The sequence below is a fragment of the Streptomyces sp. NPDC057616 genome (assembly GCF_042800575.1).
Classification (GTDB): Bacteria; Actinomycetota; Actinomycetes; order Streptomycetales; family Streptomycetaceae; genus Streptomyces.
The window spans coordinates 53,248-79,458 of the sequence record NZ_JBHVGU010000024.1; the positions used below are offsets into that span (position 1 = coordinate 53,248).

General features: G+C 68.6%; 28 protein-coding genes and 4 pseudogenes. 19 read left to right on the forward strand and 13 right to left on the reverse strand.

Going from position 1 to position 26,211, the window contains the following annotated elements; translation table 11 throughout:
• Positions 1-245 precede the first annotated feature (245 nt).
• Positions 246-695, reverse strand: coding sequence for a hypothetical protein (locus ACFU97_RS28095; RefSeq protein WP_384261814.1), 450 nt, complete (start codon positions 693-695; stop codon positions 246-248).
• Positions 696-1,331: 636 nt separating this feature from the next.
• Here ACFU97_RS28095 and fxsT point away from each other — a divergent pair.
• From fxsT to ACFU97_RS28130, 7 genes and pseudogenes are all read left to right on the forward strand, one after another.
• The gene (gene fxsT / locus ACFU97_RS28100) at positions 1,332-3,605 is read left to right on the forward strand and encodes an FxSxx-COOH system tetratricopeptide repeat protein (protein ID WP_384261816.1); all 2,274 of its coding nucleotides are present in this window, start codon (positions 1,332-1,334) and stop codon (positions 3,603-3,605) included.
• A 572-nt stretch (positions 3,606-4,177) separates the two neighbouring features.
• Entirely contained in the window at positions 4,178-4,318 is a 141-nt protein-coding gene (locus ACFU97_RS28105; protein WP_384261818.1) for a hypothetical protein, read from the forward strand.
• 130 nt (positions 4,319-4,448) lie between these two features.
• Positions 4,449-5,078 carry a hypothetical protein gene (locus tag ACFU97_RS28110; RefSeq protein WP_384261821.1) on the forward strand — a complete coding sequence of 210 codons (630 nt, stop codon included), beginning with the start codon at positions 4,449-4,451 and terminating at the stop codon, positions 5,076-5,078.
• 86 nt (positions 5,079-5,164) lie between these two features.
• Positions 5,165-5,407 (forward strand): annotated as a pseudogene (locus ACFU97_RS28115) (hypothetical protein); the annotation flags it as partial.
• Complete coding sequence (locus ACFU97_RS28120) at positions 5,380-5,607, forward strand: glycosyl hydrolase family 65 protein (protein ID WP_384262030.1); 228 nt, start codon at positions 5,380-5,382, stop codon at positions 5,605-5,607. The pseudogene ACFU97_RS28115 and the gene ACFU97_RS28120, both read left to right, overlap by 28 nt.
• Before the next feature lie 23 nt (positions 5,608-5,630).
• A complete protein-coding gene (locus ACFU97_RS28125) occupies positions 5,631-6,362 on the forward strand; it encodes a hypothetical protein (RefSeq protein ID WP_384262042.1) in 732 nt (243 codons plus the stop codon).
• A 260-nt stretch (positions 6,363-6,622) separates the two neighbouring features.
• Positions 6,623-7,756, forward strand: a complete 1,134-nt coding sequence (locus ACFU97_RS28130) for an IS630 family transposase (protein ID WP_384261823.1) — start codon at positions 6,623-6,625, stop codon at positions 7,754-7,756.
• Between the two features lie 33 nt (positions 7,757-7,789).
• On the opposite strand, the gene ACFU97_RS28135 is transcribed toward ACFU97_RS28130, so the two are convergent.
• Together ACFU97_RS28135 and ACFU97_RS28140 are read right to left on the reverse strand one after the other, a co-directional pair.
• Positions 7,790-8,284, reverse strand: coding sequence for a GNAT family N-acetyltransferase (locus ACFU97_RS28135; RefSeq protein WP_384261825.1), 495 nt, complete (start codon positions 8,282-8,284; stop codon positions 7,790-7,792).
• A gap of 83 nt (positions 8,285-8,367) precedes the next feature.
• Positions 8,368-9,183 (reverse strand): endo alpha-1,4 polygalactosaminidase, encoded by an 816-nt coding sequence (locus ACFU97_RS28140; RefSeq protein WP_384261829.1) that lies wholly within the window; start codon positions 9,181-9,183, stop codon positions 8,368-8,370.
• A 473-nt stretch (positions 9,184-9,656) separates the two neighbouring features.
• Between ACFU97_RS28140 and ACFU97_RS28145 the strand changes: the two genes are divergently transcribed.
• The 5 genes and pseudogenes from ACFU97_RS28145 (at position 9,657) to ACFU97_RS28165 (ending at position 13,725) form a co-directional block, all read left to right on the forward strand.
• Positions 9,657-10,655, forward strand: a complete 999-nt coding sequence (locus ACFU97_RS28145) for an N-acetylglucosamine kinase (RefSeq protein WP_384261832.1) — start codon at positions 9,657-9,659, stop codon at positions 10,653-10,655.
• Positions 10,648-11,565, forward strand: coding sequence for a DMT family transporter (locus ACFU97_RS28150; protein ID WP_384261835.1), 918 nt, complete (start codon positions 10,648-10,650; stop codon positions 11,563-11,565). The genes ACFU97_RS28145 and ACFU97_RS28150 overlap by 8 nt, the downstream gene beginning before the upstream one ends.
• A 289-nt stretch (positions 11,566-11,854) precedes the next feature.
• Positions 11,855-12,208 (forward strand): zinc ribbon domain-containing protein, encoded by a 354-nt coding sequence (locus ACFU97_RS28155; RefSeq protein ID WP_384261837.1) that lies wholly within the window; start codon positions 11,855-11,857, stop codon positions 12,206-12,208.
• Between the two features lie 94 nt (positions 12,209-12,302).
• Positions 12,303-12,796 (forward strand): annotated as a pseudogene (locus ACFU97_RS28160) (RNA polymerase sigma factor).
• Entirely contained in the window at positions 12,793-13,725 is a 933-nt protein-coding gene (locus ACFU97_RS28165) for a CU044_5270 family protein (protein WP_384261839.1), read from the forward strand. Before ACFU97_RS28160 ends, ACFU97_RS28165 begins: the two are co-directional and overlap by 4 nt.
• A gap of 66 nt (positions 13,726-13,791) precedes the next feature.
• Here ACFU97_RS28165 and ACFU97_RS28170 read toward each other — a convergent pair whose 3' ends face one another.
• Positions 13,792-14,265 (reverse strand): DUF1772 domain-containing protein, encoded by a 474-nt coding sequence (locus tag ACFU97_RS28170; protein ID WP_384261842.1) that lies wholly within the window; start codon positions 14,263-14,265, stop codon positions 13,792-13,794.
• A complete protein-coding gene (locus ACFU97_RS28175) occupies positions 14,265-14,804 on the reverse strand; it encodes a TetR/AcrR family transcriptional regulator (protein ID WP_384261844.1) in 540 nt (179 codons plus the stop codon). The genes ACFU97_RS28170 and ACFU97_RS28175 overlap by 1 nt, the downstream gene beginning before the upstream one ends.
• An 80-nt stretch (positions 14,805-14,884) precedes the next feature.
• On the opposite strand from ACFU97_RS28175, the gene ACFU97_RS28180 reads away from it, so the two are divergent.
• Both ACFU97_RS28180 and ACFU97_RS28185 read left to right on the forward strand, forming a co-directional pair.
• On the forward strand, positions 14,885-15,109 hold the full coding sequence (locus ACFU97_RS28180; protein WP_384261846.1) for a hypothetical protein: 225 nt from the start codon (positions 14,885-14,887) through the stop codon (positions 15,107-15,109).
• Positions 15,110-15,147: 38 nt separating this feature from the next.
• Positions 15,148-15,246 (forward strand): hypothetical protein, encoded by a 99-nt coding sequence (locus ACFU97_RS28185; RefSeq protein WP_384261849.1) that lies wholly within the window; start codon positions 15,148-15,150, stop codon positions 15,244-15,246.
• Positions 15,247-15,611: 365 nt separating this feature from the next.
• Here ACFU97_RS28185 and ACFU97_RS28190 read toward each other — a convergent pair whose 3' ends face one another.
• Positions 15,612-16,568 (reverse strand): NADP-dependent oxidoreductase, encoded by a 957-nt coding sequence (locus ACFU97_RS28190; protein WP_384261851.1) that lies wholly within the window; start codon positions 16,566-16,568, stop codon positions 15,612-15,614.
• Between the two features lie 62 nt (positions 16,569-16,630).
• On the opposite strand from ACFU97_RS28190, the gene ACFU97_RS28195 reads away from it, so the two are divergent.
• On the forward strand, positions 16,631-17,245 hold the full coding sequence (locus ACFU97_RS28195) for a TetR/AcrR family transcriptional regulator (protein WP_384261856.1): 615 nt from the start codon (positions 16,631-16,633) through the stop codon (positions 17,243-17,245).
• A gap of 117 nt (positions 17,246-17,362) precedes the next feature.
• Here ACFU97_RS28195 and ACFU97_RS28200 read toward each other — a convergent pair whose 3' ends face one another.
• Positions 17,363-18,514, reverse strand: coding sequence for a serine hydrolase domain-containing protein (locus tag ACFU97_RS28200; RefSeq protein ID WP_384261859.1), 1,152 nt, complete (start codon positions 18,512-18,514; stop codon positions 17,363-17,365).
• 70 nt (positions 18,515-18,584) lie between these two features.
• On the opposite strand from ACFU97_RS28200, the gene ACFU97_RS28205 reads away from it, so the two are divergent.
• Positions 18,585-18,941 carry a MerR family transcriptional regulator gene (locus ACFU97_RS28205; protein ID WP_384261861.1) on the forward strand — a complete coding sequence of 119 codons (357 nt, stop codon included), beginning with the start codon at positions 18,585-18,587 and terminating at the stop codon, positions 18,939-18,941.
• A gap of 114 nt (positions 18,942-19,055) precedes the next feature.
• On the opposite strand, the pseudogene ACFU97_RS28210 reads toward ACFU97_RS28205, so the two are convergent.
• The 3 genes and pseudogenes from ACFU97_RS28210 to ACFU97_RS28220 all read right to left on the reverse strand — a co-directional run bounded on the left by ACFU97_RS28210 (position 19,056) and on the right by ACFU97_RS28220 (position 21,629).
• Positions 19,056-20,016 (reverse strand): annotated as a pseudogene (locus ACFU97_RS28210) (VOC family protein).
• 232 nt (positions 20,017-20,248) lie between these two features.
• Positions 20,249-20,740 (reverse strand): annotated as a pseudogene (locus tag ACFU97_RS28215) (fumarylacetoacetate hydrolase family protein); the annotation flags it as partial.
• 16 nt (positions 20,741-20,756) lie between these two features.
• Positions 20,757-21,629, reverse strand: coding sequence for a pirin family protein (locus tag ACFU97_RS28220; protein WP_384261864.1), 873 nt, complete (start codon positions 21,627-21,629; stop codon positions 20,757-20,759).
• 82 nt (positions 21,630-21,711) lie between these two features.
• Here ACFU97_RS28220 and ACFU97_RS28225 point away from each other — a divergent pair, with 82 nt between their 5' ends.
• Both ACFU97_RS28225 and ACFU97_RS28230 read left to right on the forward strand, forming a co-directional pair.
• On the forward strand, positions 21,712-22,176 hold the full coding sequence (locus ACFU97_RS28225; protein ID WP_384261866.1) for a MarR family winged helix-turn-helix transcriptional regulator: 465 nt from the start codon (positions 21,712-21,714) through the stop codon (positions 22,174-22,176).
• Positions 22,177-22,622: 446 nt separating this feature from the next.
• Complete coding sequence (locus tag ACFU97_RS28230) at positions 22,623-22,850, forward strand: hypothetical protein (protein ID WP_384261868.1); 228 nt, start codon at positions 22,623-22,625, stop codon at positions 22,848-22,850.
• A 51-nt stretch (positions 22,851-22,901) separates the two neighbouring features.
• Here ACFU97_RS28230 and ACFU97_RS28235 read toward each other — a convergent pair whose 3' ends face one another.
• On the reverse strand, positions 22,902-23,867 hold the full coding sequence (locus ACFU97_RS28235) for a DMT family transporter (RefSeq protein ID WP_384261870.1): 966 nt from the start codon (positions 23,865-23,867) through the stop codon (positions 22,902-22,904).
• A gap of 72 nt (positions 23,868-23,939) precedes the next feature.
• On the opposite strand from ACFU97_RS28235, the gene ACFU97_RS28240 reads away from it, so the two are divergent.
• Positions 23,940-24,440, forward strand: coding sequence for an Lrp/AsnC family transcriptional regulator (locus ACFU97_RS28240; protein WP_384261872.1), 501 nt, complete (start codon positions 23,940-23,942; stop codon positions 24,438-24,440).
• Between the two features lie 33 nt (positions 24,441-24,473).
• Here the strand turns inward: ACFU97_RS28240 and ACFU97_RS28245 are convergent, their stop codons facing one another.
• Both ACFU97_RS28245 and ACFU97_RS28250 read right to left on the reverse strand, forming a co-directional pair.
• Complete coding sequence (locus ACFU97_RS28245; RefSeq protein ID WP_384261875.1) at positions 24,474-25,382, reverse strand: PDR/VanB family oxidoreductase; 909 nt, start codon at positions 25,380-25,382, stop codon at positions 24,474-24,476.
• Positions 25,383-25,394: 12 nt separating this feature from the next.
• Positions 25,395-26,057, reverse strand: a complete 663-nt coding sequence (locus ACFU97_RS28250) for an MSMEG_1061 family FMN-dependent PPOX-type flavoprotein (protein ID WP_384261877.1) — start codon at positions 26,055-26,057, stop codon at positions 25,395-25,397.
• Positions 26,058-26,211 lie beyond the last annotated feature (154 nt).

Consider the following 26,211-nt stretch of genomic DNA (forward strand, 5'->3'; position numbering starts at 1 on the left):
CCTTGGGGTGGATAGGGGCCGCCGTGTGGTGGATAGGGCGGGGCGGGGGAGGGGCCCCAGGCACCGGGGCCTGTGGGCTGCCCGTCGGGGCCGAATTGCGGACTGCCGTAGCCGTTTCCTCCGTGCGCGTTCACGGTATTCCCCGTAGTTTCTGTCCGGTTGAGCCTGGCGGATCTTGCCTGCGAGCCATTGGATGGGCGGGCCGCCGGTAGGGACGGCCCGCCGCACTCGCACAATCAGCAGCGTCAGGTCTGGCACTGGGAGGTAGCGGCGCTGCTCCAGTTGGACCAGGCGCCCCCCGCGGGCCTGACATGGACGCGGATCTCGACCTTGACCGGGCCGCAGACGCGGTCTGTGGAGCCGATCTCGACGGGGCCGACCGTGGACCGTCGCTGGACGGCGGTACGCCCGTTGCCGATCTTCACCCAGTGACCGCCCGAGACGACGCGGAAGTACGCCTCGTACTCGACCCAGGTGGCGTGCGGGCGGGTATTCGTCAGCGTCGTGTGCGCGGTGATGGTGCGGAAGAAGACGCGGCCGTCCTTCCACCGGTCCGCGCTGATACAGCCGTTACCGGAAATGCCCTGGGTCGAGACGGACCCGCCGCAGGCGACGGCGGTGGCGTGGGCGTCTGCGGGGAGGGCAAGTGCGGCAACGGCAGCAGCGGCCACGACAGTTCCCGTACGTTTCAGCATTCAGGTACTCCTTGGGATTGGGTGCGGTCGGCGAGCAGCAGGGCGAGGGGAACCGCCGGGAGGTGGAACCGGTGGCCCTGTGCGGCCTGGACCGCCTCGTTCATCGGCCACCAGGACAGCCCGAGGTCCTCTTCGGTCTCGTTGAGTTCCTGTGGTCCGAGCGTCGATGTCAGGCGAGGAACAGCGACAGGCGGGCGTTGTTTCCGAGGGGGACGGCGTACCTGCCGAGATGCTGCCACCGGGTGGCCTCGGCGCCGGCCTCTTCCTTCAGCTCCCGCCGCTCACAGTCCTCTGGACAGCCCGCCTCATGAAGGCGCGGGGCTAACCGGCGCCGAGGTTGCGCCGCCGACCAGCAGCGTCGAGTCGACTGCGATCGCCGCGCCTGCAGCGACGAGTCGGTTGATATCCCTTGAGTCCCATGCTTGATCCCCTCGTTTTCAGCTCTTGTCAGCGTTGTGGTCGTTGTGCCGCCGACCATGTTGGGGCGTGGTGCCGCACGAGTGCGGCGGACTCGGAGGAGTCCGGATCCGTTGGGCTCCCCTGCTGGATGAGCTACATTCTTTTGGCTCCGAAGTCCGGACGATTCCGGAGAGCGGACGAGAACGAGACGAGAGCAAGACGGGGAAAGCGGCGTACATGAGGGGACCGGGCTCGCCACAAAGCTGGTTCGTCGGCCGCTTGCAGCGGTTGCGGACGTCCGCAGGTTCACCCACCCAGGCGCAGCTGCTGGCCTACGACGGCAACAAGGTCCTCACTCGGTCGTCACTGTCGGACCTGCTGGGAGGCAAGTTCACAAAACCGCCCCCGTGGGAGCGGATCGCGGCTTACGCCACTGCGTGTGTCCGCGCCGCGCACGCCAGTCGGATCCAGCTTTCCCTCGAGGAAGAGCTTGCGCGGCTACGGGGTGAACATGCCACGCTCACCGACCTGTTCGAGGCCAGCGTCCGGGAGGCCGGTCCACCGGCGGCACCTGCCGTGAGCCCGCCGCTCCGTCGGTCGACGTACCGCCTGCCGCCGCGCAACACCAACTTCACCGGCCGCGACGCCGCACTGCAGGCGCTGCGGCAGAGTCTGACGTCGGGCAACGAGGGCGCGATGCACGTCGTGCACGGGCTGGGCGGTGTCGGCAAGACACAGCTGGCTGTGGAGTATGCCTACCGGTACCGCTCGGAATACCGGTTCGTCGCGTTCGTGGATGCCGAGGATCCCGCGCTGGTGGCGTCACAGTTCGCTTCGCTGGGTAGGGAGTTGGGCCTGGCGGAGGTGAGCTCCGAGCAGGTCGTCTCGCGGGTGTACGGCGAGTTGCAGGACCGCGGACCCTGGTTGATCATCTTCGACAACGGGGAGAGGCCCGGACTGCTCAGGGGGGCCTTGCCATCGGGTGACCTGCTGAGCAATGGCCACGTCATCGTCACGACCAGGGTGCGCGGTTGGTCGAGCAGAGCCGGCGTCATCGAGCTGGATGTGTTCACCAGGCGGGAAGCGGTGGATCTGCTGGCCCGGCGGGTGTGCGGCATGACCACGGAGGTGGCGGACCGGATCGCCGAGCACCTGGGGGACCTGCCGCTGGCCGTGGAGCAGGCGGCCGGGTACATGGACTACAACCAGACGGCGCCCGAGGAGTACCTGGCTCTCCTCAGGTCGCGGCTTGAGGACATGATCGCGCTGGGTGAGCTGGCGGACCGGCCGGAGGTCGTGGTCGCGACCCTGTGGCAGCTCAGCGTGCGCAGGCTCGAGGCAGAGCGTCCGCAGGCGATGCGGATGCTGGAGCTGTGTGCCCTGCTCGCCCCGGAGCCGATCCCGCTGGACCTCTTCACCGGCAGTGCGGAAACACTGGTCGCGGCCGCGGCCGACCCGGTGGCGTGGGACATGACGGTCGGTGCCCTGGCCGGCCTGGGGCTGGCGAGGCGCGGGACTTCCTCCCTGGTGCTGCACCGGCTGGTCCAGGCCGCCATCCGCGCCGCGATGCCGGACGACGTGCGCACCGACGCTCGCGTACGACTGTGCCGGGCGCTGCTCGCCGCCGTACCGCACGACATCCACGGCGACCCGGATGCGCGGTCACGGTGGCAGCGGCTGCTCCCACACGTGCTCGTGGTGACCAAGGACGAACCTCCGAGCGAGTGTGCTGCGGAGCTGGCGACCCTGCTGAGGCTGGCGTCGGTGTTCCTCCTTTCGATCGGGGACCATTCGGTGGCACTGCCCCTGTGCCAGCGTGCCTTGTCGATCCACGAGTCACTCGAGAGCAACGCGGACATCGGCTTCGACCTGATCACCCTGGCGCAGATCCACCGGGACCGCGGCGCTCCCGAGCGGGCGTGTTCGGTGGCGGAGCGTGCTCTGAGCCTGCACGAGTCCTGTCTGCCGGCGGACAGTCCCGCCATCGCTACGGACCTGGCCACGCTGGCGCGCATCCGACACATCCTCGGTGATTACGAGGCGGCGGTGCCTTTGGCCGAGCGGGCGCTGCGGATCGACGAGCGGGCGTACGGGCCGGACGACCCATATGTGAGCTTCGACCTGGTGGCACTGGCGAGTGTCCACCTCGACCGCGGCGATCACGCCGTGGCCGTGCCGTTGATCTCCCGGGCACTACGGATCCGTGAGGCCAGTTATGCGCCGGACCACCTGTACATCGGGTACGCCCTGCTGCTCAAGGCGCGCGCCGTGCACGCGGTGAGCGACCCGACCGCTGCGGCGCTCGCGCGCAGAGGCGCGCTGATCCTGAGCGCCCGGCTGGGCAGGGCCCACCCCAAGACAGAGGACGCTTTCGCTCTTGCCAGTTGTCTGGTGCAGCCCGGCAGTGGCGAAGCACCTGGCGAAGTCCTTGCGGGGGGCGAGGCTTACGACACGACGAGCGCAACTGCCTTGGGCACGCGTCAGCCACGGATGCCGAGAGCCGTGATCTGAGCCGTCACAGAGCCTGACCCTTCCCAAGTCGCCGTCAAGGCGCTCGTGCAGGCACGCGAGCAGAACGCCCATCGAGGCGAGTGCAAAGGGCAGCAGTACGAGTGCGACCGCGATCGGGGGTGATGATGACGAGGACGCCGGTGACCCACACGTTGCCATCGGTGGTGGCCGGCATGCGCAGCCCCGCCCAGTGCGCCACGTACGTCCCGCGCCAGTGCAACACGGTGAAGGCGACGGCGACCGCGCCCGCCGCCCCGTGCCGTGTCCCGCCGTCCCGGACCCGCTTTCCAACGTTGCACAGGCTCTTCGACTGCGGGTCCGCGCATGGCATTCTGAGTCGAAACCTCCGGCAGACAACGTTGTCAGATGTCATCTCGCTCGCGCAGAAGGAGTGCTCGCATGGCCCTCGATCGTCGGCGGCTTCTTCACAACGGCACTGCGGTTCTGGGTTCGATGGTTCTGAGCGGCTCGCTGGCGCCCCCTGCGGCAGCGCGACGGATGGAACCGGGCAGCTCTCCGGCTCGGACGCCCACAGTGGGCCGGGGATCGAACACGTCTCCGGTCTACCCCCGGTGGGACCCGGAACAGCCTTCCTCGACCATCCGGCTCTGCTCGAAGACCTGCCGGAGGCCGAGTGGTACGCGGCGAACATCCCGTTCGTCGACCTGCCCGCACCGCCATCCGGGACACCTACTACTACCGGTGGCGCGTGATCAAGCACGCCCTCAAGTACACGGGGACCGAGGAGGGTTGGATCCTTTCCGAGTTCCTGGGGCCGGTCGGCTACCCGGCGCCGCACGGCGGGATCGTCGCCGCGGCCGCGCACCACATTCACGAGGCGCGATGGCTCCGCGACTACCGCTATCTCGACGACTGCATCGGCTACTGGCTGCGCGGCGGCGGTTCGGGGCCGAAACCGCCACCGGCGAGCTCAACAAGAACGCCACCGACTGGGCGCACCAGTACTCTTCCTGGCTCGCGAGTGCTGCGGTGGCTCGCGCCTCGACCGACGGCAGGTGGCAGCATGCCTGGAGTCTGCTCCCGGAGTTGGAACGTCAGTGGAACAGATGGGCCCCACAGTTCGACGACGGAGTGGGTCTCTATTGGCAGACGCCGGTATGGGATGCGATGGAGTACACGGCGAGCTCGTACGAGAGCGATGACCCGTACCACGGCAGTGACGGCTTCCGCCCGACTATCAACGCCTATCAGTACGGCGATGCCAAGGCGATCGCCGCGCTCTTGCGGCGGCGCGGACAGAGCGGCGACAGTGCGAAGGCCGACGGCTATGCCGGCTTGGCCGCTGCTCTGCAGGCCGGCCAGGAGCGGTGGCTGTGGGACGAGGAGGATCAGTTCTGCAAGCACGTCATGCGTGACAAGAATCCCGATCGGCGCAGGATCGCCGACCGGGAGCAAATCGGGTTCCTTCCCTGGTACTTCGACATGGCGCCGGCGAAGAACGCGGCGGCATAGGCGCAACCGCGCGATCCGCAAGGGTTTTTGGCGCCGTTCGGACCAACGACGGTGGAGCGTCGCAGCCCGCGGTTCATGTACAGGCGTTGGAGGGCTGTTGCCGGTGGGACGGTCCGAGCTGGCCGTACGCCACGAGCCAGGCTCTCACCGCCTTGGCCAACCTTCTCATCGACTACCCCGCACAGTCCCACGTCAGCCGCGCCGACTACTACACCACACTGCGCTCCTGCGCCCTGACGCATCGGAAGAACGGCGAGCCGTACGTTGCCGAGGCGCACCACCCCGATGAGGACCACTGGATATACGACAGCCGTGGTCACAGCGAGGACTACAACCACTCCACCTTCAACGACCTGGCCCTCTCCGGGCTGCTCGGCATCCGTCCCAGCCCGACGACACGGTCGCCATCGCGCCCCTCGTGCCGCCCGAATGGGACTATTTCGCCGTCGAGAACCTCGCCTACCACGGCCACAACCTCAGCGTGCTTGGGACCGCAGCGGCGGGCACTACGGACACGGATCCGGCCTGACGGTGTGGTTGGACGGCCGGCAGATGCACCGGCAGGCGGACCTGCAGCCGGTGACGCTCGACGTCGGCACAGCCGTGGAACATGCCCTGGCGGACGAGGTCGGCGACCTGGCGAACGTCGAGCAACAGGGCTATCCACAGGCGCGTGCCTCATACACGTTTCTCCTGGACAGCCCGGCCAAGGCGATCGACGGGCAGGACCTGCACATTGACACCCCGTCATCGAGGTGGACCAACTATGGCAGCCCCAACGCCGTCGATGGGCTCGTTGTGGGTTACGGAGTCCCCACACCCGTCTCGGACCTGCGCATCTCGTTCTACGACGACGGCGGCGGAGTCCGTACACCCGACTCCTACGACCTTGAATACCTGGGGGTTGGCGGGAGATGGCAACCGCTGCCCGGTCAGCAGCGCATCCGGCTCGCGGTCGCCGTCGAGACACCGCAGAGCGGACTGATCCCCGTCAGGCCGAACGCAGCCGTGCAGGTCACGACCACCATCAAGGCGTCGACCACGACCGTCGTGAGTCCGGAGCTGCTCGTGCCGGATGCGTGGAAGGCCGTCCCCCGGCGCGCGATCCGTCCCACGAGGGTCGAAACGGGAAAGACGCTACGCATACGCTGGCTGGTGACAGCTCCCGCCGAACTTCCCGACGGCCTGCCGCAGCCTCTACGACTGGTGGTCCGGTCACGGGGCAATGAGGGCGGAGCGGTTCGTCACCAGTGCGGTTGCCTTGACGCAGGTGAGCTGAGGTGAACTGAAGCGGGCTGAGGCGGTCGTATGGCCGTGCTTGGGGCCGGGCGTGCGTGGTGGTTTCGCTGGATTCCACGTCCGTTCTCCTGCGCCATCACTCGCGAACGCGGCCGCCCTACGGCGGACGACTCTGCCCGCTGCGGGCCGACCGCATCCGTGTTTGGCGTGCTGCTAGTGCCGTATCAGGCAACGTTTGCCCTGTCGTGATGTGACGCGCCGCTCGGGTCCTGTTCCGTGCGGCGTGTTGCCGTCAGGCTGTGCGGGTGGCAGAACGAGTACGTGTCCGTGAGATCGACGATGACGAAGGCAGGCGGCTTCTGCGGATCATCCGCAGGGGCACCGGATCGGTGGTGACCTGGCGGCGGGCCCAGATGGTCCTGCTGTCCGCGCAGGGCATGCCGGTGGCGAAGATCGCCGAGGTGTCGTTCACGAGCGATGACCGGGTTCGCGATGTGATTCATAACTTCAACACCGACGGCTTCGACTCCCTCTATCCCAAGTACAAGGGCGGCCGGCCGAAGCCCTTCACGCTGCCCGAGCGGCGCGAGATCAAGAAGATCGCCAAGTCCAGGCCCACCGAGCACGACCTGCCGTTTTCCACCTGGAGCCTGACCAAGCTGGCGGACTTCGTGGTCGCCGAGGGGGTGGTCGACGACATCAGCCACGAGGGCCTGCGCATCCTGCTCCGCGAGGAAGGCGTCTCATTTCAACGCATAAAGACCTGGAAAACCTCCCGCGACCCCGACTACGCGGCCAAGAAGGCCCGGGTCGAGCACCTCTATGCGATCGCCGACGGCGAGGTGATACCCGAGGACGACGAGCCTGAAGTGGTCTTCTGTGTGGACCAGTTCGGCCCGCTCAACCTGATGCCCCACCCCGGTCGGCAGTGGGCCGAGCGCGGCGGCAAGCACAAGGACCCCGACCGCGAACCCCGCCGCAGGCGCCGGGCCACCTACAACCGCTACGGCGGAGTACGGCACCTGTTCGCAGCCCTGGACCTGACCAAAGACAAGCTCTACGGCCACATCAAGCCGGTAAAGAGGCGGACACAGTTCCTGGAGTTCTGCCGCTACCTGCGCAGCCTCTACCCGCCCGAGACCCGCATCGCGATCGTCTGCGACAACTTCTCCCCGCACCTGACTACGAAGAAATGCCAGCGGGTCGGCACCTGGGCAGCCGCGAACAACGTCGAGATCGCCTACACCCCGACCAACAGCTCCTGGCTCAACCGCATCGAGGCCCAGTTCACCGCCCTGCGCTACTTCACCCTCGACGGCACCGACCACGCCACCCACAAGGAACAGGGCAGCATGATCCGCCGCTACATCATCTGGCGGAACAAGCACGCCGCTGACGAACGACTCCGCAAGGTCGTGGCTCGGGCGAACATCGCATAGCAGCAGGCCACCCGCTCTCCGGCCGGACAGGCATCAGCCTGCCGAGGGCGCGCCTTGCTCCTTGCTCAGCAAGGTTCCGCGCGGCCCGAAGCCAGCCGAAGAGTAGAAGCGAACGGCTCCCTTGTTCGGCGCGAAGATGCCGGCATAGATGATCAAGACACCGCGCTCCGCGGCGGCTTTCTCCGCCGCCATCAGCAAGGCCGCCCCGACGCCCTCGCCGCGATGTCCGTCCAGGACGACGGTGTGGATCTCGGCCGCGCGGCGGGGAACCAGGATCTGATGGTCCGGAGGGTCCGCCAGCAGGACTACCTCCACCATGCCCACCACCTCGCCCACCGCCTCGGCGACCAAGATCAGCACTTTGGGCTCGGCCGCAAGCACCTCCTCGAAATGCCTGCGTACGGCCTCGACATCGGGCACGCGGTAGATGGCCGGATCGAGTTGGACATGCCTTTCAGCATTCGCGAGACGCAGGCGAACAAGCGCGGGCACGTCCTCCCGCTCTGCAGCCCTGACCAAGATCGGCATGAGTGGGAGCCTTCCAGCTCGCCCACCCCACCGCAAGGCGCACGGGGCAACTCAAGACGGGGCGAACGTTGCCTGATACGGCACTAGCAGGTCTTGCGTACGTAGCCGCTGCTTCCTGCCGGCGAGACGTCCAGGTCGCGCTGGACGATGCTCAGCGTGCTGGACCATCCGCGGCAGGCCTTCGTCCTGCCGGTGTCGGTGTACTCGACCACGATGACGTTGTTGCCGAAGGCGCTGGTGTAGTCGCCGCACTCGTCGTACTGGCCGCACTCTTCGGCGACGGCGAAGTCGAAGCCGTTGGCGGTGCGGTTGCCGGCCAGCTCGGGGGTGTTCTTCTGCGCGATGGCCAGACCGTCCGCGTGGGCTCGGGTGGAGAGCAGTTTGATGAACGCCTGCGCGTTGTTCGCCGTCAGGCGATTTCCTGAACGGGTGTAACTGTCGTAGTTGTCGGGCTCGATGGCCTGGAAGCCCTTGTCCCGGCAGCCGTCGATCTGCGTTCCGATCTGGTCGGCGATGCGTTGACGCTTGGCGGCGGTGCCGGTGTCGAGGAGGGCCTCGCCCCAGTCCTCGTCGTAGACGACGTTGCCGTTGGAGTCGCGCAGCAGCAGGTCCGAGGCCCACTCGCCCTCGGCGCCGGGCTGGGCCTGGAAGGCGTTGATGTAGCAGATGTTGTACAGGCCCGCCGCCGGTGAGGCGGTGTGGTCGCGGGTGACGACCTTGACGCCGGCCGGCGGGGTGTAGGCGCCGCCGATCTGGTAGTCGAAGCTCGCGTGCGTGGGCGGCAGGGCTACGGCTACGGCCTGGGCCGAGGTCGCCTGGGTGAGCAGGGTGCCGGTCAGGGCCGCCATGCCGACGGCCAGGCCCGTGAACGCGCGGGTTGCGGGGTTGAGATGGCTCATGGAGTGAACTCCAGAGGGAGGGGGTACTTCCCCGCCTCGGACGTGTGGTGCCGTCCTGGCGACTCGGTCCGGACTTCGCGGCACAGGGCCGCTTACCGGCTGGGCGCACCTCTGAACGCGGAGCCCGGCTCCTGCGTTGTCCGGGAGTAAAGCGACCGCCCGTGTGAATGTCAACGCGGTGCCGAAGACCCGTGGGTGTGGGCGTCGGCGTCTGTGAGCGGTGTGTCGCGTCGCGAGCTGTCATGCGTTCACAGACCACGAAGTGGCGCGGGACTGTAGTGAGAAATGCTCGAAGCTGCTTTAATCGAGCGCTGTTAGAGCTGTTTCGAGCATTTGGGGTCACGTTCGGGCCTGCCCGTGATGAGGGGGTGCCTCATATCGCGCCGAGGATCGCCCTGTGTCGGCGCAGAAGTCCCGGCGTTCACAACAGCACCCGGAGCAAGGTGAGTTGAGGAGCAACGATGTTTCTGGGTGTGGACGGCGGCGGCACGAAGACAGCCTTCTGCCTGATCGACAGTGCGGGCACCGTCCGGGCCCGGACGCTTGGGGAAGGTGCCTACTACTTCGGGGACAACGCCACCGGTGGCGTCGACCACGTAGTACGGGTCCTTGAACAGGGAATCGCGGTCGTGACCGAGGCCGCGGGCATCAAACCCGCGGAGATCGATCACGCCTTTCTGGGCCTGCCCGGCTACGGAGAGGTCCCCGGTGACGTCGCCGCGCTGGACGCCGCCCCCTATCGCGTACTGGGGCACCGGCGCTACGCCTGCGACAACGACATGATCTGCGGCTGGGCGGGCTCGCTCGGTGCGGTGGATGGCATCAACGTCATCAGTGGCACCGGCTCCATGGCCTACGGCGAACACCAGGGCCGCGGTGTACGCACCGGCGGCTGGAGCGAACTCTTCAGCGACGAGGGCTCCGCGTACTGGATCGCCGCACGGGCGCTCAACGTCTTCTCCCGGATGAGCGACGGCCGCCTGCCCGAAGGCCCTCTTGCGCAACTGGTGCGTGAGCACTTGCAGTTGACCTCGGACCTCGAGGTGATCGATGTCGTACTCAATCGCTGGCAGGGGCACCGCAGTGAGATCGCGTCACTGACCCCCCTGGTGGTCGAGGCGGCTCGTGCGGGCGACACGGCGGCCGACGCGCTCCTCGCCGAGGCCGGCAGCGAACTGGCCCTGCTCGTGGACAGCGTCCGACGCCAACTGGGCTTCTCCATCGATGACATGGTCCTCGTCTCCTACTCCGGCGGGGTCTTCCGCTCATCCCGCGTGCTCGACGGTTTCACCGCAGCGCTCAACGGCGGCGAGGCCACCTACGAGCTGCGGCAACCCTTGTTCGAACCGGTGATGGGTGCCGCGCTCTACGCGGCCAAGCTCGCCGGCACCCCTCTCAGCACCGAGGCCGTGGCAGCCCTGCGCGCAGGCTCGGACATCACCACGACGGAGAGCAGCGACGGCGATGCGTGAAAAGCGAACCTGGATCCTCTACGCGGGCCTGCTGGTGCTGTTCTGGGGAGTCTGGGGAGCGTTCTCCAGTCAGCCGACCGAGCGGTACGGCTATCCGGACGAGATGATCTACGTCATCTGGGCCTTCACCATGCTCGTCCCGGCTGCGGTCGCGCTGCGCCGAGAGCGATTCGACCGCCGACCCATCGCCGCGGTGTACGGACTTGTGGCCGGACTCACCGGCGCGGGCGGTCAACTCCTGCTGTTCCAGGCGCTGTCCGACGGTCCCGCCTACCTGATCTTCCCGGTGGTCTCGCTCTCCCCGGTGGTCACCGTCCTGATGGCCGTGGCTCTGCTTCGGGAGCGCATCGGGAAGCTCGCGGCCATCGGTGTGGTCGCCGCGCTGATCGCCATCGTGCTGATCAGCATCCCCGCGGGCGCCGGCGGCTCGGTCAGTACCGGTGCCTGGCTGGTGCTGGCCATTCTCATCTGTGTGGCCTGGGGAGCGCAGGCGTTCTTCATGCGCAAGGCGGCGCTCGCCGGGGTCAATGACGCGACGACCTTCGGCTGGATGACCGTCAGCGGCCTGCTCCTCGTACCCGTCGCCGTCCTCATGATGGGCGGACTGCCCGACGCTGTCTGGCAGGCACCTGCACTCACCGCCGGCACGCAGATCCTGAACTCCACAGGCGCACTGTTCCTCGTCATGGCCCTCAGCCGGGGCAGCGCCAGTGTCGTCGCACCGGTCACCAACGCCCTGGCACCCGTCCTCACCATCGCGTTGTCCCTGGCGGTCTATCAAACCCTGCCGACCATATGGGCGACCACCGGCATCGTCCTCGCTATCGGAGGTTCGACATTGCTGGTCTACGAGGACGAGAAGCGCGAGGAGCTCCCCGAACGTCTGGAGGCGTCGACCGTCGAGTCGTAGCCTCCGATTCGGCGGCGCGGTAGAGCGGTGTGGTCTGGGAACTGGCTCAGCGTTGCCCGGTCAGGAGTTGGCATCCCACTGGAAAGTCGTACGAGCCGTCCGGGCGGCGGTACGGTTCGGCCAACTCGCCTATCGTGTACCGGACTTGGCCGAGAGCGTTCAGGTCGAGACGGCGCAAGGCGTCCTGCGCGAGACCGGGTATGGCGAGGACGAACGACCACCAGCTCTCTACGCCCGGCCGTCGATGTCCTGAGGCAGGGCCGGATACATTCGAGTCGCGTACCGTCGAGTGGAGCCGAAGGCCGCACTGAACCGCTCCATCGCCCAGGAGGTATGGGGGCGGACCCTGACGATGCTGACGTACAAGACCGCCCGATACGGCGGCCGGCTCGTCAAGGTCCCCTCCCCACACACCTCCCAGCGATGCTCAGCCTGCGGCTTCACCAGCCCCGGCAACCGAGAGAGCCAGGAACTGTTCGTATGCAAGAAACCCGACTGCGGCTGGACGGCGAACGCCGACTTCAACGCAGCGAGGAACATCTTGCACCTGTACCGGATCGGCCACGTCATCGTGGAGGTCCCGGCCGCCGGAAGGCGCGGTCGCAGGGCGGGTAAAACCGTCAAACCTGCCGCCGCAAGGTAGACAGAAATCCCCCTCCCGAGCTTGCGAAGGGAGGGGAGAAGTTCAAAACCACGCACTGCGCCCGACCGGCAACTGGGCGGAGGCCGAGGAAGCCATGTCCGAGACCTTCCTCGCGGCCTGGCGTACCCGGGAGGCCGTGGGCGGAGGGTGGTTCGCTCAAGCCGTGGCTGCTCAGGATCGCCACGCACAAGGCGCACAGTGCCAACCGCGGTCTGCGCCGTCGGCTCGCCTTCCTGGCGCGCAGCCCGGCACCGCGCCCCGTCGAGGACTTCGCGGACGAGACGGTGGCCCGGATCGACGACGCCCGCCGTCTCGCGGTGGTGCACGAGGCGCTGAGCCGACTGCCGCGCCAGGACCGGGAGGTGATCGCCCTGCGCGTGTCAGCGGGGCTGGACTACCAGCAGGCCGCCGATGCGCTCGGCATCCCGGACGGCACCGTGCGGTCGCGGCTGTCGCGCCCGTGCGCGGCTCGCCCGGATCAGCGCCGGTGAACTCGACCGCGCCACGACGGAACCGCGAGGTCCGCGCGGAGAGAAGGAGAGTGAGGCCGCGCGCGCGGCCGTGTTTCTGCAGGAGGAAACCGGATGAACAACAGTGCACATCGACGACGACCGCACCTCCTCTACCCAGGCTCGCCCGACATCACGTCGGGGCCAGCCCGTGGAGTCGCGCTGTTGTCCCTCCCGGCGACGGCACTCGCCGGTGCGCTCGTCTTCACACTTTCCGGCGGCGACGGCACCTCGACACCGGCGACCGGGGCCCACCAGCCCAACAGCGCGTCCGCCACGCTCAACCGTATCGCCGTCGCGGCCAAGGCAATTGACGAAACACCTGTCAAGCACGGGCAGTACGTCTACGTCGAGAGCCTGACCCGCTCGGACGAGGGCACCTTCAACGGTCCCGTGTACCTGGGAGCACTGCACAGACGCCAGGTCTGGATGGCGCAGGACCCCGCCGCCGTCACCTGGACCGGGTGGATCCGTGAGACGGGCAAGGGAACGCCGATGCCCAGGGAGCTGATTCCCGTCGCGTCCTCCTCGCCGGTCCCGGCGGGCATCGACCGCCCCACGTACAGGTGGCTCGCGTCGCTGCCCACCGACCCGGACAAGCTGCTCACGTTGCTGTACTCCCGGACCAGGGTCTTCGAGGGCGAGTCGGAGGAGCAGGCCGTCTTCTCGAAGATCGGCGAGTTGGTGGGCGAGACGATCATGCCGCCTGCGAACACCGCCGCCTTCTACCGGGCGGCCGCGAAGATCCCCGGCGTGCGGGAGATTCCTGACGCCGTCGACGCCGCCGGCCGGCACGGCATCGCCGGCACCCGGGAGGACGCCTCCTCTGCCACCCGTGACGAATGGATCTTCGACAAGGATTCCCTCGCCTTCCTCGGCTCGCGCTCGTACATGACGAACGGCGCGGGCAAGGAGGCCGGTTCCGTCACGCTGTTCGGGACCAGCGCCATCATGAGGCGCACGGTCGTCGACCAGCACGGCGAGGCACCGGCGAAGACCGACGGCTGACTCGACGCGGCCGGCCCCTCGGTCGGTGCTGTCACCGTGCGAGGGGCCAGCCGTGCCTGCGCACGGTCAGGCTGCGGCGAGTCCGACGCAGAGCGCGGCGAGTGCGACAGTCTGGATTACGACGCGCCCGTTGATGACGGAGTCCCAACGCGCCTGTAGTTGCCGTGCGTTGGGCGGCACCTCGTCGGCGATGGCCGCCGCGATCAGCGCCGTGTTCACGGGCTTGCTGACCCGGCTGTAAATCACGAGGAAGATGATCAGGGCGAGGGTGGCGATCGCCCCGGCCGTGGTGCTCACCCCTTGTCCGGCCGCCGCGGCGGACGCTGTCATCGCCACGGCGGCGATCAGGCCGGCGGCCCCGATCGCCGCGAAGCGGCGGTCGGCGATGCGGTGGATGTGGCCGACCAGCTGGGTGAGGGTGCGGTCGTCGACCGCCGCGATGGCGGGGCGCAGGACGATCGCGCCGAAGACGTCGGTGCCGTAGACGACGCCGTTGGCGAGGATCGCGAGGACGGCGAGTATCTCGATGAAGGTGTGCATCAGCTGTTCTCCTGGGTGAGCATGCGGTGGGCGAGATCGAGGCGGGCCTGGGCGTGGCTGGTGCGCAGGCGGCCGCCGGCCTGCAGGGTGGCCAGACCGTGCAGGGTCGACCAGGCGATTTCCGCCCGGGTGCCGTCCGCGTCCGGGAACACCTCACCGAGGGCCGAGAACGCGCGCTTCAGCGGCTCCGGTGTGTCGTCGGAGGCGAAGCGCAACCCCGAGGGCATGGAAGACATCGCCTCGTAGACCCGCGGGTGTGCGACGGTGAAGTCGAGGTAGGCGCGCATCCGTGCCATGGGGGTGGCCTCCACTGCTTCGAGTGCTTCGGCGACGTCGGCGAAGCCGCTGAGCGCCACCGCGTTGATGACGTCTTGGCGGCTGGCGTAGGCCGAGTAGATCACCGGCTGCGTGACGCCGAGTTCCCCGGCGAGGCGGCGCATCGTGACGGCGGGCCAGCCGTCGGACTCGGCGAGGTCTCGGGCGGCGCGGACGACCTGATCGCGCCTTTGGGCGAGGTCGGGAGCGGGTCTGGGTGACATGCGGGTTAGTCTAACATGGTTATATAACGCTGCTAGACTAACATCGGGCGCAGCTCGTCAAGCTGAGAGGAATCTCCGCCATGCATGTCACCGGACTCCTGGTCGCGCTCCTCATGTGCGCCGTCGGCCTTACCCTGGGCGCTCGCTCTCTTCTGGCGCCCCGGCAGGCGACGCTCGACTACGGTGTCGCCGCCGACAATCTCCGCGCCCCGACCGCGATCAAGGCTGTTCGCGACATCACCTCCGGGGTGGTGCTGCTCGTGGTCTGGATCGCCGACGGCCGTACGGCGTCGGCTGGGCACTGATCGCCACGACCTTCACGCCCGTCGCGGACGCCGTGGTCGTGCTCACCAACGGCGGCAAGCGCTCCGTCGCGCTGGGCGTCCACGGGGGCACGGCTGCGGTGATGGCCGCGCTGGGACTCGTGTTGGTGCTCGGATGAGTGACGGCGGGCGGTCAAGGCCGGGACCGGTCGACATTCCGGGCGCCGGTGAGGGCGAGCCCGGAACGGACCGGGCCCACGGTCCTGTTGAGGCGGACGGCCAGGACCAGCGCTATGCCGAAGCCCCTAGCCCGCACCAAGGGTGTCGCCACGGGCCGCAGAACGGGGCGCGCTTACTGCCGCCTCGGGCAGATGGAGCGCGGCCCCGGCGACTGCGGTGTGTGTGAGTCCTCACACCGGCTTCGTCCACCGGTTCGCCGTGAAGAACCCCACCAGCGCGACGACATGGGCCGCCTCCACCACCAGTGCCGCGCACGTCGCCCTCGCTGACGTCGTCCGTGGACCCAACGGCGCCGGTGGGCCGGTCAGTCGTTCACCAGCACGATCTTTCCGCGCGCGTGCCGGGTCTCGCTCAGCTCGTGTGCTGACGCGGCGTCGGCCAGCGCGAAGGTCCCGGCGATCGGGATACGCAGCTTCCCCTTGTTCGCCAGGTCGGCGGCGATCGCCAGTCCGTGCAGCGCCAGTGGATCGGCGCCCGGCCCGATCGTCCTGCCCTTCTCGTCGGCCGGTGCGCCGTGCGAGAGGTGGACGCCGTGTGCGGCCGCGTTCATGAAGTCGGCGATCGTGACCACGCGTGAGGCGTCTCCGGCGAGAGAGACGAGGTCCGCCAGGGCCCCGCCCGCACAGTCGAAGACCGCGTCCACACCGTCCGGGGCCAGGGCGCGCACGCGCTCGACGAGTCCTTCCCCGTACGTGGTCGGGGTCGCACCCAGCGAACGCAGGAACTCGTGGTTGCGTTCACTGGCGGTCCCGATGACCCGCGTCCCGCGGGCGTTGGCGAGTTGGACGGCGACCGTGCCCACGGCGCCGGCCGCGCCCTGCACGAGCAGGGTGTCGCCTTCCCCGACCTGCAGCCGGTCCATGACCCGGGTGGAGGTTTCCACGCTGCCCCCGGCGCCGCCCGCCTCGGCCCATGACCACACGGTCGGCTTCGGCGCCCAGGCGGAGAGCACCGCGTAGTCCGCGTTCGCCGCGCGGGTACCCGTGCTGGTCACGCCGAACACCTCGTCACCGACGGCGGTGTCCGTCACCCCTTCCCCGACCTGGTCCACGACGCCGGCCGCGTCGAACCCGGGGCGATAGGGGAGGGCGATGGCCATGATGTCCGCCAGCCTGCCTGAACGGACATAGGTGTCCGCGGGGGTGAGGCCGGAAGCGCGCACGGCGATGCGCACCTTTCCCGGCTCGGCCTGAGGCTCGGGCACCTCGGCCACTTCCATGACGCCGGGCGGGCCGTACTGCGAAAACTGGACGATTCTCATGCCGGCGACCGTAGGCAGCCGTACCCGTTCACCTGGCTAAAGTGAGAACGGTGGCTGGGAAAATGAGAACCGGGGAGCGCTCGGACGCCCGTGACAACCGCAGGCGCATACTGGCTGCCGCCCGGCACGCCTTCGCGTCCGCGGGACCTCAGGTGTCCGTACGGGAGATCGCACGGCGCGCCGCCGTGAGCGTCGCCACCGTGTACCGCCACTTCCCGTCCAAGGAGAGCCTGGTCGCCGAGGCTTTCGCCGAGCAGTTGACGACGTGCCGCGAGATCGTGGCGGAAGGGATGGCGCAACCGGATCCCTGGGACGGTTTCTGTCTGGTCGTCGAGAAGCTCATGGTCCTGCACGCTCGCGACCAGGGCTTCGCCCGGGCCTTCGCCTTGCAGGTCTTCCGGCCGTCCGAACTCGCCGAGGAGCGCGACCGGACGCTGCACGACCTCGCCGCGCTCATGCGGAACGCTAAGGAGGCGGGATCGCTGCGACGCGACGTCACGCTGGCCGACGTCAACATGGTCCTGATGGCCAACGAAGGGATCACCTCTCCTTCCACGGCCGCCAAAGTCGCGGCCGCCCGGCGGTTCGCCGCGCTCATTACGCAGTCCTTCCGTGCGGGCCCGGACAATGCGCCCCTTCCGCCGACGCCGCGGCTCGCGTTCCCGGCCCTCGGATGAGTCTCCGCCCTTCTCGTCGGCCGGCCCGTGGACTGCGCGGCAGTCCGGGCCGTCGTCGTGTCCGGTGCCGCCGTCGCCGTCCGCCGCGGGGAGCCGGGCAGACACGAACCATCGGCGTCAGGACAACTGGCCGCCACCGAGGGCCCGGTAGACGGCGGTGGTGTAGGCGGCAGCCCGTTGCGAGCCGAGGATGTCGGCTCCCATGCGGTTCATGACGTAGCTGATCGTCATCCGGCGGTCGAGATCCATGATCGCCATCGAGCCGCCCCAACCGCCCCAGAACGCGATGCGGCCTTCGGGGATCCAGGGCAGGGTGCGCCGGTCGGACAGGGCGTAGCCGATTCCCCATCGCAGGTGCAGTCCGTTGACGAGATCCGCGCCGTGCGCCTGCTCGTCGAAGACGAGTCCGATGGTCTTCGGCTTGAGGAGCTGACCATGGGCCCCGGTTCCCGCACGGGCGATGGGGGAGAGGATCTCGGCGACCGCCCGCGCGTTCCCATGGCCGTTGGCCGCGCCGAGGTCGGCTGCGCGCCAGGCCCGGGTGTTGGCCGCGGCGGCGTCGAACGAGGGTCCGATGAAGGTCTTGAAGGCGGTTGTGTCGTGGTCGAGTGCCGAGGGGTCGAAGTCGGCTGCCGGTGTGATGACATCGGCGACGCGTACGGTGTCGGCGTCGGGCAGTCCGATCCGGAAGTCGGCGCGGACGGGCCGGGCGATGTGTTCGTGTACGAAGTCGCGCAACGGCAGCCCGGTCAGGCGATGGACCAACTCGCCCACCAGATGGCCGTAGTTGAGGACGTGGTAGCCGGAAGCCGTGCCCGGCTCCCACCAGGGGCGCTGAGCGGCCATCCGGGCGGCTGCCGCGCGGACGTCGTACAGGTCCTCCAGCCGGGCGGGGTGCTCCAGGCCGGACACACCCGAGGTGTGTGACAGCAGATGACGTACCTCGACGTGCTGCTTGCCGTTGGCGGCGAACTCCGGCCAGTAGCGGGAGACCGGTGCGTACACGTCCAGTTCGCCGGCGTCGACGAGCAGCAGGGCGGCCAGGCTGGTCACGGTCTTCGTGATCGACCAGACGTTGGTGATCGTGTCGCGCTGCCAGGGCTGCGTACGTGCTGTGTCGCGGTGGCCGCCCCACAGGTCCACCACCTTGTCGCCGTCCACGTCGACGACCAGGGAGAAGCCCGCCTCGGCGCCGCTGCGAAGCTGTTCCTCCACGACGTCGCGGACGGGTTCGAAGGCGGGGCTGACGGTTCCGTTCAGTTCGGTCATGCGGGCATCGTCAAACCTTGACGCTGATGTCAAGGTCAAGCGGTAGTGTGCGGGTGTGCGTATTGGCGAGGTGGCCGCTCGAGCAGGTGCTTCTCCGCGGCAGGTGCGGTTCTACGAGGCGAAGGGCCTCATCACCTCGACCCGTGAATCCAACAACTACCGCGACTACAGCGAGGCGACCCTCGGGCGCGTCCGGCAGATCCGCGAGCTGCTGAACGCCGGCCTGTCGACGCAGACGATCCGCGCAATTCTCCCGTGCCTGGAATCACCGCGCGATCCGATCGTCTTCGAAGGCGTCACCTCCGAGACGGTCCAGGCCCTCGAGAGCGAGCGCGACAGGCTCACCCAGCGCATCGACGTCCTGACCCGCAACCGTGACGCGATCGCCGACTACCTCACCCTGCTCCGGGAGCGGGCGCACCGGTGAACGGAGCGCCGGGGCGTCGGCGGCGATGGCGTAGGCGGTCCACATGCCGACGTCGTGGCCGGCCATGGCGAAACCGGCCATCCCTGGGTGTCAACCATCCAGATCATTTGCTCTCTAAGCGTGATGAACACCCGTCATCAGCGCCGCAAGGTCCTCAGGCGCGAGCATGGACGGCGGCGGAGGCGGGCCCCAGTTGAACATGCTGCGCGCGCCTTCAAACGTCTGAGGAGTCCACAGCGCATCGTCGACGATGCAGTCCAGATCGGAGTAGTACTCGGAGAAGTTCCCGGCGGGGTCTTCGAGATACCAGAAGAAGTTGGAACCGACGTGGTGACGTCCGAGACCCCAGACGTGCCGGTCCGGATCCTTCTCCAGCATTGCGGTGGCGCCGCGGCCGACCTCGTCGACATCGTCGACCAGCCAGGCAGTGTGGTGGAGGAAGCCGACCGGTGCCTGCTGGACGACGACGTTGTGGTGGTCGCTGAAAACACCGCATGAAGGCCGCCTGCCCCCGGACCGTGTCGCTGACCTTGAAGCCGATACCTTGCTCGAAGAAGACGCGCGAGGCTTCCTCGTCCGTGGAGCCGAGAGCGACGTGACCGAGTTTGCGCGGTCGTACGAGTTGCTCGCGCTGGATGGCCCGTGCGCGCTGATCCCGGCGGGGAGCGAGGCACGGCGCGTTGTACGGCGGGGTCGGCGTCGGATCCTGGTCGAGCCGGAGGGCGATCTCCACCCGCACGGTGACACCGGTGCCGGCGTCGGTCGCGCGGACGCCGGCAGCGTCTCGCTCGCCGGCCACCCCCAGGGCGGCCAGGGAGGCCGCGACCCGGTCGAGATCGTCGGGGTCGTCGACGCCGACACCGAGCTGCACGAGGCGTCTTCGGGCGGTCGGCACGAGTTGCAGCTGTTCTCCGCCGTCCACGGAGGTGAAGCGGTGTCCGGCCGGTGTGCTCGGTGAGCCGGCGGACGTGGCCTCGCGGTGTACGGCGTCCAGGCCGAAGTCCCCGTGGTAGGACGCGGTGTCCTCGAGGTTGGGAACACCGATCACGATCTGGGTGAGGCGATGGAGGGGCATGTCGTTGTCCTCTCAGGGTGAGGTGTGCGCGACGACAAGGGGGGAGCAGCCAACGCGCCTGCAGGCACGGCCGGTTCGAGGGCGTGGGTGAGCCCGACGGCCGTACGAGACCTTGTCCGATCCGGCAGTGCCATGCGTGCCGTCGTCCGACCGACCCGAATCTCAACCGGTGGGGCCCGGCAGGAAGCGCTGGCGGAGTTCGCCTATGCACACCGCCCCCCGAGGTGAAGAACCCGAGCTCGAGTTCGAAGTCGAGCTGGTCGGTGTATGAGGGCCACAGCAGCGGTTCGTCAGGCCCGACGACCGTCTCGGTGTTGGCCTGGTAGCAGATCGGCATGGCGCTGAACGCGGGTGGGACTGCGAGGCCGGATAGCCTGGCGTGATCGGTGTAGGTGAGATAGCCGCGGATCCGGCGTGGTCGCGGGACCGGCGCGAGCAGTCGTACGCCGTCCGCGGGCGGGACCGCCGCGGTGCCTTCCGGTGTCACCAGGTCCGGACCGTGGCGGTCGGCCAGGTCCAGTGCCCGGCGGCCCAGTTTGCGGCCGTGCCGGCCGGTTGCGAGGAACTCGACCATTTCGGTGGGCAGTTGGGACGTGGCGCCCGCGCCGCGGCGGTGCATGGCCGCTGCGGCGCGCAGGGCCAGATCAGGGTCGACGACGAACGCCCCATCGGCGATACCCACCCTCGGCTTCCCGCTCCCGTCGGAGTACGTGACGAGGCGCATCTCTTTTCCCTTTCGGTCAGCGGTACTTCAGGCGGGCCTGACGGGGGACGTCGCCGAACAAGCCGCCGTGGAAGTCGCGGAAGGCCTGGGTGATCTCCTCCTGGGTGTTCATCACGAACGGTCCCCCCATGGCGACGGGTTCCCTGATCGGCTCACCGCTGAAGACCATGACGGTGGTCTTCGTGTCCTGGTCACCTGTTTCGAGGGCGATCGATGACACGAGGGCGTAGGGGAGTGGGTCGGACCAAGCGGTTTGCCCCGCCTCCAGGGAGCGTCGGGCGATCGTCGTACGGCCCTCGAGGACGTGGAGGAACGCCCGGTCCCGGCCCGGAAGGACATGGTCGAGGCGCTGGTTGGGTTCCAGCGTGATGACGGCGCCGGAGATGGGCCATTCGTTGACCGCCGGGCCGACCACGTCGCCGGCCCGCCCCGAGATCACGTCGATGCTGACGCCCTCCCGGTCGACGACAGGCCGCCGGGTGACGTGCAGATCCTGGTAGCGCGCTCCGGTCAACTTGCGCTCTCCGGGGAGGTTGACCCAGAGCTGAAGGGTGTGGGCGCGTTCGTCACGGAAGGCGTGCTCGCGGTGGATGATGCCGCGTCCCGCGGTCATCCACTGCACGTCTCCGGTGGTCAGCACGCCGGCGTTGCCGGCGTTGTCACCGTGTTCGAGGACGCCGTCGACCACCATGGTGACGGTCTCCACGCCACGGTGCGGATGCCAGGTGAATCCGGGCGAGGAGATCCAGTCCTCGCTGAGGACGAGGAACGGGTCGGTCAGCTCCGGCTGGGTCGGACCGAGGATCACGGCCTTGTCGTCGACTTGTGTGTCGGGGCCGAGCCGCATCTTCGTCGTGACCCGGTCGACGATGCGCTGTGGAATCTCCACGGCAACCACCTCATCGAGTTGATGTGTCACCCCAAAGTTACGCCGTTGAGGTGACACGTCAACCCCCTGTTACGATGTGGGCATGGCACAGCAGGGACTGTCCGAACATGAACTCCGCGCGTGGCGGGTGTCGTTCGAGATGCTCGAGCTCCTGCGGACGCGCATCGAGCAGCACCTCCAGGCCAGTGCCGGCCTGTCCAACGCGGACTACACAGTCCTCGCGGTCCTGTCCGAAGCGCCCGAGGGAAGGATGCGGATCTACGAGCTCGGCCGGACGGCCGGTTGGGAGAAGAGCCGGCTGCACCACCAGCTCACCCGTATGACCAAGCGAGGCCTGATCGCCCGTGAACGGTGCGGCTCGCGCGGCATGGACGCGGTGATCACGCCGGAGGGGCTCGCCGCCATCAAGGCCGCGGCGCCGAGCCACGCCCAGGAGGTCCGGCGTCTGTTCATCGACCGCCTGACACCCGAGGAACTGGACCGGTTCGCCGCCATTTCCGGCACGATCCTCGACGGCCTCCGCCAGGCGGACAAGGCGGCCGACTGAAGCGGGCGCGGCCGGCGACCAACGCTCCCGGCACCTGCCTGCCCCGGATCGGCCCAACCTGCCCGGTCCCGCTGCTGCGCCCGGCCGAACGGGACGTGAACGGCCCCTACCGACAACGTGCTGTGCCCTGGGCGGGCCGCCGTCCGTCTACTCCTGCGCCCGGCGCCATACGGGCCAGGTTCCCGCGGGGTCCTTCGCGCATTCGAGGGCGCCCCGGGGCCGATGGGCATGGCCGAATCTGTCTGCCTCGGCCTTCTCTGCAGCCGCACACCCTCGTCGAGGTCGATCAACGCGACGGTGTGAGGGACGTCCTCGGGCGGCCAACCGTCGAACAGCCTTCACTGAGGAGTGTCCTTGTCCATGTGGCGGCGTCAGCGTGAATCTCGCCGGACGGCGAATGCCTCCGACTACCGCAGCGCTCATCCGCCGGCCGGTGTGGACGCGGCGTGGGCGAGGGGGTCCCTGAGCGCGAGCCTGGAGGGCCGCCCTACGAACTGGCCACGTACGTCGTCGCCGTCAACCAGTCACTGGCCGTACTCAGCCGGGCCCGAGCCTCTGAGGCCGAGTTGCGCACCGTGGTGCGGCTCGCCTGCACGACCGTGGCGGACAACCTCGTCCGCGCCGTGCGCGAGCAGTCCGCCAAGCCTGATCGGCGCCCCACCGGGCGAGAGTGACAAATCTCGGACCGGACCGGACCGGACCGGACCGGAGCGGGTCAGGTCAGGTCAGGTCAGGTCGAAGCTTGCCTGCACTCGCGTACCGGTCTCGTTCGCTGCTGCTGGTGCTGCAGCGGCGGCAGTCCGGGCGCGGGGTGCGGGGAGGCAGGCCGCTGCCAGGCCGCCGAAGATCAGCAGACTTCCGACGGCACCGGTCGGGGTGAGGTGCTCGTGCAGCACCACGACGCCGAGGACCGACGCCGCGAGCGGCTCGGCGAGGCTGAGGGTGCCCACCGCGGCGGCGTTGGTGTGAGGGATGCCGGTGGAGAACAGCCAGTAGGCCAGGGCGGTGGTGGCCAGGCCCAACCACGCGATCAGGCCCAGCGTGGACGGTTGCTCAAGTGCGATGAGGTCGGCACCCATCCATGGCATCAGCGGAAGTGCGCCCAGGAGCAGTGATAGAGCGGACACGGCCGGCAGGTGCACAGCAGGGTGTTGGGTGGCGAGCTGCTTGGCGTACACGGTGTACAGGCCGTAACAGACGCCTGAGACGGCGGCTGCCAGCAGGCCGAGGGGGTCGGCGCCTCCTCCGGTGGGGGAGAGGAGCAGGCTGCAACCGGTCACGGCGGCGGCCGTCGAGATCAGCCATGTCCGGGTGAGGTGTTCACCGGCGGCGGCCCTGGCGATCAGGCCCGTCGCGACGGGAGCGACTCCCAGGGCTACGACGGTGGCGAGTGCGGCGCCGGTGCGTGCGGCGGAGTACAGGAAGGCTGCCTGGAAGATGCCGGTGGCCGCGGCGCAGATCAGCAGGGGGCGAGCCAGCCCGTGGCGCAGGGCGGGAAGCATGCTTCGCAGGTGACGGCGGGCGAAAACGGCCAGCACCACCCCACCGACGAGCAGCCGCCAGCCGCCGAGCGCCGCGGGGTTCATGGCCGTACCGGTGAAGGCCTGCGCGGGTCCCACGGTGCCCCACAGCACTGCGGCCCCCAGGATCAGCCCAGCGCCACGATACGAACCGTACTTTCGTTCCCTCATGGCTCGTATGCTAGGAGTTGGTTCGCCATTCCAGAGATCTCAGCGAACTTTCTGAGGGAGGACGTCGAAAACATGGAACTTGATGCGGTCGACGTGGCGCTTTTGCGGGAGCTGCAGAATGATGCACGGCAGACGAACCGGGATCTGGCCGCGAAGACGGGCATCTCTCCGTCGACGTCCCTGGAGCGGGTGCGGCTCCTGCGCGAACGAGGCCTGGTCACCGGCTATCACGCGGCAGTGAGCCTGGAGGCCGTCGGCCGGCCGGTCCAGGCCCTGATCTCGGTACGCATCCGCCCGCCGGCCCGCCCCGTGATCGAGGGCTTCCGGGAGTGGGCGCACCAACTCCCGGAAGTGATCGGCATGTTCGTCACCTCCGGCACCTACGATTTCCTGCTGCACATCGCGGTGGTGGATGTGAACGGCGTGTACGGGTTCGTCATCGACCGGCTCACCGAGCGGCGTGAAGTCGCCGACGTTCAGACGATCATGGCGTACGAGCACGTCCAGTCACGCGTCGTCGAACCGACGGGCACGGACCCGGGTGAGGCACGACCTGTGCGACGCCGCCGGTGAACGCCACGGCACCCGCGTATGCGCGATGCCCGGTCAGAGATCGACCGTGAGGTCGGACGATCGCGCCCGGGAGACGCAGGAGTACATGAGGCCGGGCGGGGCGCCGATGTCGTCGCGGTGCTCCGGCTCGCCGCCGATGACGGGGATCTCGCAACTGCCGCAGACCCCTTCACGGCAACCGGACGGTATGCGCAGTCCCGCGTGGTTCAAGGCGTCCAGCAAGGACTCCTCCGCGCCGACCCGAACGGTGCGCCCCGACCGGGCGCAGTGCACGTCGAAGGCCTCGCCGGGTGCGAACTCCTTGTCCACCGGGCGGAAACGTTCGAGGTACAACCGCTGTGCGCAGAACACCGCTTCGGCGGCGTCGAGCATGGTCGTGGGGCCGCAGCAGTACACGAGCGCTTCAGGGCCCAGGGCTGCCGCCGCGGCGGCGAAGTCGGGCCGGCCGTGCGTCTCGGTGACGTGCATGCGCACCCGGCTTCCGTGCACCGCTCGCAGGTCGCCGGCGAACGGCATGGTGGCCAGGGACCTGCCCACGTACAGCAACCTGGCCGAGGCCCCCGCTTCGACAGCTGCCGTCAGCATGGGCAGGAGCGGCGTGATGCCGATCCCGCCGGCCACGAACAGATATTCCGGTGCGGGCCGCAGGGGAAAGTTGTTGCGCGGCAGTGAGACGTCGAGGGGCCGGCCCGTGTTGAGGAACAGGTGGATGTATTCGGAGCCGCCCCGGCTCAGCCGGTCGTGACGGACCGCGACACGGTAGGCGTCGCGATCGGCCGGGTCCCCGCACAACGAGTACTGCCGGGTCAGCCAGTTGGGCAGGGTCAGGTCGATGTGGGCGCCCGGTTCCCACGAGGACAGCGGGCCGTCGGCGCCGCGCAGCAGGAGTGAGACCACACCTTCGGCGACCGGCTCCACCTTCTCGACAATGGTTCGTTGCATGGTGTGCCGCCCTCAGTACAGGTGCCGGTATTCGTCTTGGAGCATCTCGTCCAGCACGCTCGGATCGGCGTCGACGCCCATCTGGTCGACGGCGATCTCACCGATCGACGGCAGTTCGTCGGCAAGGGCCTGGACGGTGGGGTCCCACAGCCGGGATCGGAGCAGTGCGCGGCCGCAGTGGAAGAAGACCTCTGTCACGTCCACGACGATCGCCAGAGCGGCGTTCTTTCCCTCGGTCCGCATACGGGCGAGCACGTCGGGTTCGTCGGTGGGGTAGGCGCGACCGTTGACGCGCAGCACCTCCCGCATTCCCGGGACGACGAACATCAGCCCGATCCCGTCGTTCTCGGCGAGATTGCGGAACGAGTCGGCGAGGTTGTTGCCCGGCCGGTCCGGGATGGCGAGCGTCCGCTCGTCTAGCACCTTCACGAATCCCGGATAGTCGCCGCGCGGTGAGCTGTCGGGGAGCCCTGTCGCGTCCGACGTCGCCATCGACAGGAAAGGGGAGTGGGCGATGAAACGGCGGCAGTGCCGGTCGAGACGGTCGTGGATCTTACGCTTGATCAGGTCTTCGGGCTCACCGATGCGGGCGCGTACCTCCGCGTAGGAGATCCGGCGCGGACGGGCCCCGGGGGCCGCGTCATCGCGGGTTGCCTGACGGTCATGAGTGAACATGCGGGTTGCTTCCTACTCGCTTTCTCGTTGCCCGGGATACGCCGCCGCGCCGTCCGGTCAGTCTTCGGACGGCGGCTGGCACCATGACGCCGGCGGCCCCGGGCTGAAGAGTGCCTTCGACGCTACGAACCAGGGCCGATTAACACCAGTGCAA